This window comes from Pararhizobium antarcticum, from assembly GCF_001885585.1.
Classification (GTDB): Bacteria; Pseudomonadota; Alphaproteobacteria; order Rhizobiales; family Rhizobiaceae; genus Pararhizobium; species Pararhizobium antarcticum.
Map to the genome: position 1 here is coordinate 1 of NZ_LSRP01000147.1, position 8237 is coordinate 8237.

At 52.4% G+C, this 8237-nt stretch carries 8 protein-coding genes and 2 pseudogenes; 5 read left to right on the plus strand and 5 right to left on the minus strand.

The window, feature by feature from the left end:
• Window positions 1-188: 188 nt before the first annotated feature.
• Window positions 189-470 (minus strand): annotated as a pseudogene (locus tag AX760_RS24970) (transposase); the annotation flags it as partial.
• Between the two features lie 166 nt (window positions 471-636).
• On the opposite strand from AX760_RS24970, the gene gmd reads away from it, so the two are divergent.
• From gmd to AX760_RS24990, 4 genes are all read left to right on the plus strand, one after another.
• Complete coding sequence (gene gmd / locus AX760_RS24975) at window positions 637-1758, plus strand: GDP-mannose 4,6-dehydratase (protein WP_071835728.1); 1122 nt, start codon at window positions 637-639, stop codon at window positions 1756-1758.
• A gap of 10 nt (window positions 1759-1768) precedes the next feature.
• Window positions 1769-2692, plus strand: coding sequence for a GDP-L-fucose synthase family protein (locus tag AX760_RS24980; protein WP_071835729.1), 924 nt, complete (start codon window positions 1769-1771; stop codon window positions 2690-2692).
• The gene (locus AX760_RS24985; RefSeq protein WP_071835730.1) at window positions 2689-3852 is read left to right on the plus strand and encodes a DegT/DnrJ/EryC1/StrS family aminotransferase; all 1164 of its coding nucleotides are present in this window, start codon (window positions 2689-2691) and stop codon (window positions 3850-3852) included. Before AX760_RS24980 ends, AX760_RS24985 begins: the two co-directional genes overlap by 4 nt.
• A 187-nt stretch (window positions 3853-4039) precedes the next feature.
• A complete protein-coding gene (locus tag AX760_RS24990) occupies window positions 4040-4333 on the plus strand; it encodes a helix-turn-helix domain-containing protein (protein ID WP_071835731.1) in 294 nt (97 codons plus the stop codon).
• A 60-nt stretch (window positions 4334-4393) separates the two neighbouring features.
• Here AX760_RS24990 and AX760_RS26375 read toward each other — a convergent pair.
• The 3 genes and pseudogenes from AX760_RS26375 to AX760_RS26380 form a co-directional block, all read right to left on the minus strand.
• A pseudogene (locus AX760_RS26375) lies at window positions 4394-4711 on the minus strand (IS21 family transposase); the annotation flags it as partial.
• A 177-nt stretch (window positions 4712-4888) separates the two neighbouring features.
• Window positions 4889-6015, minus strand: a protein-coding gene (locus AX760_RS24995; RefSeq protein ID WP_087149356.1) for an IS3 family transposase whose coding sequence is annotated in 2 segments (ribosomal slippage) — window positions 4889-5766 and window positions 5766-6015 — 1128 coding nt in all. Because the reading frame shifts where the segments join, the coding sequence is not laid out codon by codon here.
• A 500-nt stretch (window positions 6016-6515) separates the two neighbouring features.
• Window positions 6516-7576, minus strand: a protein-coding gene (locus tag AX760_RS26380; protein ID WP_087149355.1) for an IS630 family transposase whose coding sequence is annotated in 2 segments (ribosomal slippage) — window positions 6516-7084 and window positions 7084-7576 — 1062 coding nt in all. Because the reading frame shifts where the segments join, the coding sequence is not laid out codon by codon here.
• 166 nt (window positions 7577-7742) lie between these two features.
• Between AX760_RS26380 and AX760_RS28255 the strand changes: the two genes are divergently transcribed.
• Entirely contained in the window at window positions 7743-8033 is a 291-nt protein-coding gene (locus AX760_RS28255) for a helix-turn-helix domain-containing protein (RefSeq protein ID WP_071835735.1), read from the plus strand.
• Here the strand turns inward: AX760_RS28255 and AX760_RS25020 are convergent.
• Window positions 7990-8237 (minus strand): transposase (locus AX760_RS25020; RefSeq protein WP_139276480.1); only part of this gene is annotated, 248 nt, incomplete at its 5' end. The genes AX760_RS28255 and AX760_RS25020 overlap by 44 nt on opposite strands.

Genomic DNA, 8237 nt, shown 5'->3' on the forward strand with positions numbered 1-8237 from the left:
TCGATCGTCCACATCGCAGCTTCCTTTCGTGATTCGAAAGCACAAAAGGAATCACAACCGCGCACAACCCGCAAACCGAAGTCCGCTAACCGATTCCGCCGATTCTCAAAGTCTCCGGACGGACACTTAGAGGTGGTTCGGTTTGTCTGAACAGTTCGGGCGTTTTGCTAAGTGGATTTCCGCCTCGATTATGCCGCCACCATCATTGGTGCCAGCGGGTTGAAGTAGGCCTGATCCGGCGTCTGCAGGTCAAGGGATGAATGTGGGCGTCGACTATTGTAAAAGGTCAGATATCGGCCAATGCCGACGCGGGCCTCGGACACGGTCTTGTAGGCGTGGAGGTAAACTTCCTCGTATTTGATCGAACGCCAGAGCCGTTCGACGAACACGTTGTCCCGCCAAGCGCCATTGCCATCCATTGAGATGGCAATCTCTGCTTTCTTCAACACAGCGGTGAAGTCTATTGATGTGCCGCCGTCGGCAGCCCTTTTGCTCAAATCGATTGCAATTCCTTTTGCAACGGCGGAGGCATGCTGATAAGCCACTGGACCTACGCGTAGACGAAGGATATCTCGACACGTGCGGCCGGGGTTCTCCTCAAGTCGCACGCCGTATATTTTAGGAAATGGACGACCGATGGAAAAGACTGCTCTAGTAACTGGTGTCACGGGCCAAGACGGCTCCTACCTGGTCGAATTCCTCCTTGACAAGGGTTACGAGGTCCACGGCATCAAGCGACGGTCGTCCCTGTTCAATACCCAAAGAATCGACCACATATTTCAGGATCCACACGTTCCAAACCCGCGGTTAAGGCTGCACTACGGCGATCTCAGTGACACATCAAATTTGACGAGAATCATCCAGGAGGTAAAGCCTGATGAGGTGTACAATCTGGGCGCTCAGTCTCATGTAGCAGTGAGCTTCGAGGCACCAGAATACACGGCTGATGTGGATGCGCTGGGAACCCTAAGACTTTTAGAGGCAATTCGATTTCTCGGCCTCGAAAAGACGACGCGATTTTATCAAGCATCGACATCAGAGCTCTACGGTCTCGTCCAAGAGATTCCGCAGCGAGAGACAACGCCATTCTATCCGCGCTCTCCTTATGCTGTTGCAAAGCTCTATTCGTATTGGATTACTGTAAACTATCGCGAGGCCTACGGTATGTATGCCTGCAATGGCATTTTGTTCAATCACGAATCCCCGCGGCGGGGAGAGACTTTTGTTACGCGTAAAATTACGAGAGGACTTGCTAATATTGCGCAGGGTCTTGAGCAATGCGTGTATATGGGCAATCTTGATTCACTTCGCGACTGGGGACACGCTAAAGACTACGTCCGCATGCAGTGGATGATGCTTCAGCAGGATGAGCCAGATGATTTCGTGATCGCCACAGGCAAGCAATATTCAGTCAGAGACTTTGTCAACTGGTCGGCCAGCGAATTGGGCGTCACGTTGGAGTTTAGAGGGACTGACGTGGACGAACATGCAGTGGTTGTCGCCATAGATGGCGATAGTGCTCCCGGCCTAAAAGTGGGCGACGTGGTTCTAAGAGTAGACCCGCGTTACTTCCGTCCCGCCGAAGTAGAAACATTGTTGGGAGATCCCTCAAAGGCTCATAATAAGCTTGGCTGGGCCCCGGAAATAACTGCGCAGGAAATGTGTTCGGAAATGGTGGCGGCTGACTTGAAGGTAGCAAAACGGCATGCATTTCTAAAAAAACACGGTCATGACGTGCCCTTCTCACTAGAAACTTGATGGAAGCGCTATGAAAATCGTTATTACCGGCGGCTCCGGTATGGTCGGGCGCAACATCCGCGAACACCACCGTGCCCATGATTACGAGATATTGTCTCCTAGTCGCAAAGAGTTGGATTTGCTTGATGAGGACGCTGTTAAAGCGTTTTTCCATCGTACGAGACCGGATCTGGTAATTCACGCTGCAGGAACGGTGGGAGGGATACAGGCAAACATTGCGGCGCCTGTTCGTTTTCTTACAGATAATTTGAGAATGGGACTGAATGTCATTATGGGTGCTCGCAGCGCCGAAGTTCGCAACCTGCTTAACATCGGCAGTTCCTGTATGTACCCTTGCAACGCGGAGAATCCCCTGCGCGAAGAGACCATACTCTCGGGCGAATTAGAGCCCACAAACGAGGGCTACGCCATAGCAAAGCTCGCTTGTGCTCGACTGTGCAGCTATATTCACAGCGAAGATTCAGGCTTTCTCTATAAAACGATTATACCGTGCAATCTGTATGGTCGTCATGACAAGTTTGATCCTGAAAAGTCCCACATGATACCTGCAGTTATTCGCAAGATCGCTGATGCAGTCGAGAGTGGATCGGAGATTGTCAGCATTTGGGGCGATGGCAAAACCCGTCGTGAATTCATGTATGCCGGAGATTTGGCGGACTTTGTTTTTTTCGCCACAGATCGGTTTTCTGAATTGCCCCAATATCTGAACGTCGGCATTGGCCGCGATTACACAATCAATGAATACTATTCTGAGATCGCCGAGGTATTGGGCTTCACGGGGAGCTTTTCTCACGACCTTTCAAAACCTTCTGGTATGAGTCAGAAACTAGTCGACATAAATAGGCTGGACAAATTCGGTTGGCACGTAAAGACACAATTGCGGGACGGGATTAGTCTAACTTACAATTTTTATAAGGGTGAAGCAGGAAAATGATTAATCTCCCTCTTGCAACAGATACATGGGACCACAGAGAGCTTGAAGCTATCCAACGAGTGGTTGATTCAAGAATGTTCACTATGGGCCCCTACGTTGCCGAATATGAGCGGCAATTTGCGGATTTTTTTGGCTCTAGATTTGCTGTAATGGTCAACTCAGGATCTACTGCAAATCTGCTAATGGTTGCGGCTCTCTTCTTTACCAAGAACCCCAAGTTGAAGCGCGGCGATGAAGTGATCGTTCCGGCAGTTTCATGGTCAACAACCTACTATCCATTTCATCAGTATGGGTTGAAGCTAGTATTTGTGGACATCGATCCCCTTACGCTAAATATGGATATGAAGAAGCTCGAGGCGGCAATCAATGACAGAACGAAGGCAATTTGCCTTGTCAATCTGCTGGGCAACCCCAATGATTTTTCTGCCGTTAAGAAGATTATAGGTCAGAGAGAAATCACCCTCCTCGAAGATAATTGCGAATCAATGGGGGCCACCTTCGAGGATCGCCAAGCGGGAACGTTCGGGCTAATGGGCACCTTTAGTTCGTTCTATTCACATCATATTGCGACGATGGAGGGCGGCTGCATCGTCACGGAAGACGAAGAAATTTACCATATCTTGTTGTCGCTAAGGGCGCACGGCTGGACACGAAATTTACCAAAGTTCAACCATTGTACGGGTGAAAAGAGCGACGACGCTTTCGAAGAGTCGTTCAAGTTTGTGCTTCCTGGATACAATGTCAGGCCGCTTGAAATGAGCGGTGCGATAGGCCAGGAGCAACTCAAAAAGCTACCGGGATTTATATCAAAACGTCGAGACAATGGCCGGTACTTCCAAGACCTTTTCGGTAATCATCCATACCTGCAAATCCAAGCGGAGACTGGCTTGAGCAGTTGGTTCGGTTTTGCGATTACTATCAGGCAGGGGAGTGAAGTTTCTCGCAGCTATGTTCTGGAAAAATTGAAACAGAATGGCGTCGACGTGAGGCCAATTGTTACCGGAAATTTCGTAAAGAACGAAGTAATCAAGTACTTTGACTACGAAGTTAGCGGCAACCTGTCAGCTGCAGAATACATCGATACGAACGGTCTTTTTATAGGCAACCATCAGGTCGATATTAAGGACGAGCTCCGTGCTATCCGCTCGCTATTTGGCTAAAATCTCAACTGTGTAAAGCGGAGAACAGTTAGACTCCATGGGTCCACGCCGTACCTGAACTCAGAGGTGGCTCGGTTTGTCTCAACAGTTTCGGGCGTTTTGCTAATACCAATGCTTGATGAGGGTGAATCACTCGATTCCCTTTTCTTGCAATACATGATTCAACATGGCGAAAGGAGATTTCGCCATGGGAACAGCACTCGCAGTTCGTAGAGACTATACGGGGGACGATCTGCGTCGGCTGGCAAGGCAAAGTCGGGATGCGGATTGGTCGCGCCGATTGTTAGCCCTGTCGATTATTTACGGAGGCGGTTCTCGCAGTCAGGCAGCATCGCTGGGCGGTGTTGGATTGCAGATCGTCCGTGACTGGGTTGAGCGTCTCAATCTGCTCGGTCCAGATGGTCTGAAAACGGGAAAGGTGAAAGGACGTGAACCTCTTTTGAATGATCAACAGCGGAAGGCGCTGATCCGATGCGGTTGAGAGAGGTCCGGTTCCCTATCTCGATGGCGTTGCACGCTGGCGACTTGTCGATCTGGCCCAATGGTCCTTCACAACAGTGTAGCCGCCGCCAAAACCGTGCTCATCACGCAACCGTTCGAATATCCGCTTGGCGCTGTGACGCTGCTTTACCGGTCCGGCCTGATCCGACGTCAGAATCTCGTCAATGACAGGCAGCAACATTCAAAGCTTTGGCTTACCCACAGGCTTCGTGCGCGTGTAGCCCGGAGGAAGAGAGAAGCGACACATCTTCGAAACCGTCTCACGGCTTAAACCGAAGACCCGAGAGGCCTCGCGGCAGCTGTGACCCTCAACGAAAACAAACCAGCGAACGGCGGCGTAACTTTCCACGACAAACATCCCCGGCCACCCTCTCGAAAGAAAGCAGCCTACCACTGGCTGGATTTTACTCCGCCCCGCCAGGCAATATGCCGGCGTTCACTGGTAGACTTTGTCACCGCCCTGCCCTGTACCTGCCCAAGAGCTGGACCGGCGATCGGTAATCCCCCCGTTTTTAACGGGGCTCAGCAGTAGAATTCACGCGGCCATTTTCAGTTTCTGTGCGGGCGTTATGCCGCCGATGCCCATATTGGGCCGTTCGTTGTTGTACGTCCATAGCCACTGTGTGGCGAATTCCTGTGCCTCCTCGATGCTTTCAATGATGTATTGGTCGAGCCATTCATGTCGGACGGTGCGGTTGTAGCGCTCGACGTAGGCATTCTGCTGCGGCTTTCCGGGCTGGATATGGTTCAAGGCGATACCCTTCACCTGCGCCCATTCCATGAGTTTCCCGCTGATATACTCCGGCCCATTGTCCACACGAATGGCGAACGGTTTGCCGCGCCATTCAATGATCTGGTTCAGGCTCCGGATGACACGTTCAGCAGGCGGCGAAAAATCCACCTCGATGCCCAGTCCCTCGCGATTGAAGTCGTCCAAAACGTTGAGCAGCCGGAACTGCCTACCGTCCTCCAGGCGGTCTGCCATGAAATCCATTGACCAGACCATGTTCGGCGCTACTGGCACAGCCAAAGCATCCGGCTTGTCCCGCTTCAATCGCTTTCGCGGCTTGATCCGCAGGTTCAATTCCAGCTCGCGATAGATGCGATACACGCGTTTATGGTTCCAACCGTGCCCACGGACATTGCGTAGGTAAAGGAAGCACAGGCCGAAGCCCCAGCTCTTCTTTGCCTGCGTCAACTCGATGAGGAGATCGGCGATCTGCTCGTTCTCGTCGTTCAGCTTGGCGCTGTAACGATAGCAGGTCTCGCTGACCTCGAAGGTGCGGCAGGCGAGCGCAATGCTCACCCCTCGCAACGCCACTGCTTTCCCAGCCATCCCCTGGCCGATAGGCAAATGCTCGCATTTGCCGTAAGGCTCCCGGCGTTGAGATGGCTGCGTCATTTTTTTCCCAAAGCCTCCTTCAGCAGTTCTGCCTGCATGCTCATCTCGGCATACATCTTCTTCAGCCGACGGTTCTCATCCTCCAGAGCCTTCATCTGGCTGATCATCGACGCGTCCATGCCGCCGTATTTGAATCGCCATTTGTAAAAGGAAGCCGTGCTCATTCCATGTTCCCGGCAAAGCTCGGGTACAGGAACACCTCCCTCCGCCTGGCGAAGGATTGCAAGGATTTGTGGTTCGCTAAATCTGCTCATCTTCATCGAATTCTCCTCGATCATATTGCCGAGAAAATTCTACTTTTGAAGCCCGTTAATTGCCGGGGGGATTACCGGAACAGGTGCGTCGAAATTAACGCTCATTTTACCAGCGACCGATGTCACACGGGCGGTGACCGAAAACCTGCGGCGCCGCTCGGATGGTTACACTGGCCCTGTGGGTAGTGTCGCATCACTGTCACGATTCTAATTTATACAGTAAAGTGTTAAAAACAAAGGTAGTGTGCAATGATAAAGGACGTCGCGTACATTATAGGAAAATGGCTATTGCACTATAGCGGCGAACCAATCATCGCGAACATGATTATAAAAGAATTCGTAGGACAGTCAATCAATCGACGGGAGGTGACACTAGTCGAATGTTTTCAGACTTCCATCACAACAAATGAAGCCGGCGTGACCCGTATATCACCAGATGGCGATATGGAAACTGTTGTCTACGCTTAATTAAACCAAAACCGCGAACTTATACGGACTCTCGCTGATCAGAACCCATTGGCCCATTGTCTGCGTCCGATAGACATGATGCGCCATGGCTGGCTTTCGAGCTTTCGCCAGGCATCGCAGCAATGAGCGATGATGTCGTCGTAGGACTTGAAGATGCGGTTTGACAGCCAGTTCTCGCGCATGAAGAGCCAGAGGTTCTCAACCGGGTTGAGCTCCGGCGACTTCGGCGGTAGCGGCATGATCGAGATGTTGGCAGGCACAACAAGGTTGTTAGACATGTGCCAGCCGGCCTGGTCCATGATGAGGATGGCATGCGCGTCATCGGCCACATGCCGGGAGATTTCGGCCAGATGCTGGGTCATGGCATGGGTATCACACCAGGGCATGATCAGTGCCGCCGCCTTGCCCAGCTTGGGGCAGATAGCACCGAAGATATAGGCAGAGCGGGTCCGCTGGTCGTGCGGGGCGAATGGCCTTGAGCCTCGTTTTGCCCAGCGACGGGTGATCTTGTTCTTTTGCCCGATCCGGGCCTCATCTTGGTACCAAATTTCTATACGTTTTCCTTGAGCCGCCCCGTTTGCAATCTTTGCCACTGCGGCGGGGAAACTTTTTTAAAACACTCAATGGCTTGAGGGTCCTGCGCATGATGCTTGGGGCGGGCAGCGAGCTTGCGGTAACCCATGGCACGTACCTCCCGGCTCAGTGTCTGTTCGCTCACCGACACACGAAACTCTTCCCAAATCCATTGCGCTAGATCACACAGACGCCACCGCACGACACCATCGAGATAGGTTGTCGGTCCCCGTTCGATGGCCTTTGCCAGCGCCGCCCGCTGAGCATCGTTCAGCAGTGACTTTGGGCCAGGAGCCTTGCCATCTATCAGCCCGCCAGGGCCAGTCGCATTGAACCGCATGACCCAGTCGCGCACGATCTGAAGAGTGACATTGCCCAGCCGCGCCGCATCCGAGCGCGAGCCTCCGTCATAGATCAGGGCAAGCGCCAGCAGTCGGTGCGCCTGAGTTGCATGCTTGCTCCGACGAGCGAGACGCCGAAGACCTTCCGCGTCGAAATCTGTCCGTAATGAAATCGCTGCTCCCATCGCAAACCTCCTGTTTGCACCAGAAATTCAGATTCACCGCGGTTTGGGAAGCAAAAGAGTCAAAGTCAGTGAGGAGCCGTATTATACCACCCGGTACAGCCTGTGACTCTTGAGGGTTCACAAAGTGCGATGAATCTGAATCCCTGTTGCAAACAGGAGGTTTGTCATGGGCTCAGCACTTCAACTTCAAACGGACTTTGTCAGCGACGACCTGCGCAAGGCGGCGTGGTTGTCGAAAGATACCGTCCAGACTCGTCGGCTTCTGGCTCTCGAGCAGACTTATGATGGAGCAACGCCTAGCGAGGCCGCCAGAGTTGGCGGCGTGACCGTGCAGATTGTGCGGGACTGGGTTGAGCGCTTTAACGCGCATGGCCCAGAGGGGCTGTTGAATGTCAAAGCTCCCGGCAAGCGTCCTAGGATGCGGACTCGTTTTTTGAAGCGATCCATATTCGAATAGCGGCGAGTTTGAGTGCCGCCAGATAGTTATCTGCGCGCCTGTCGTATCGGGTTGCCAATCCGCGCATCTGTTTGATTCGATTGAAGAACCGCTCAACGAGATTACGCTGTCGATAAACCCAGCGACTGAAGCTGAAGGTTTGCTTACGGTTGATTTTCGCTGGGATGTTTGCCCATGACTTGCGCTCTTTGGCGAAGCTTCTGA

Coding starts and splice junctions, on each gene's coding strand:
- gmd (WP_071835728.1), top strand. CDS start 637: ATGGAAAAGACTGCTCTAGTAACTGGTGTCACGGGCCAAGACGGCTCC.
- AX760_RS24980 (WP_071835729.1), top strand. CDS start 1,769: ATGAAAATCGTTATTACCGGCGGCTCCGGTATGGTCGGGCGCAACATC.
- AX760_RS24985 (WP_071835730.1), top strand. CDS start 2,689: ATGATTAATCTCCCTCTTGCAACAGATACATGGGACCACAGAGAGCTT.
- AX760_RS24990 (WP_071835731.1), top strand. CDS start 4,040: ATGGGAACAGCACTCGCAGTTCGTAGAGACTATACGGGGGACGATCTG.
- AX760_RS28255 (WP_071835735.1), top strand. CDS start 7,743: ATGGGCTCAGCACTTCAACTTCAAACGGACTTTGTCAGCGACGACCTG.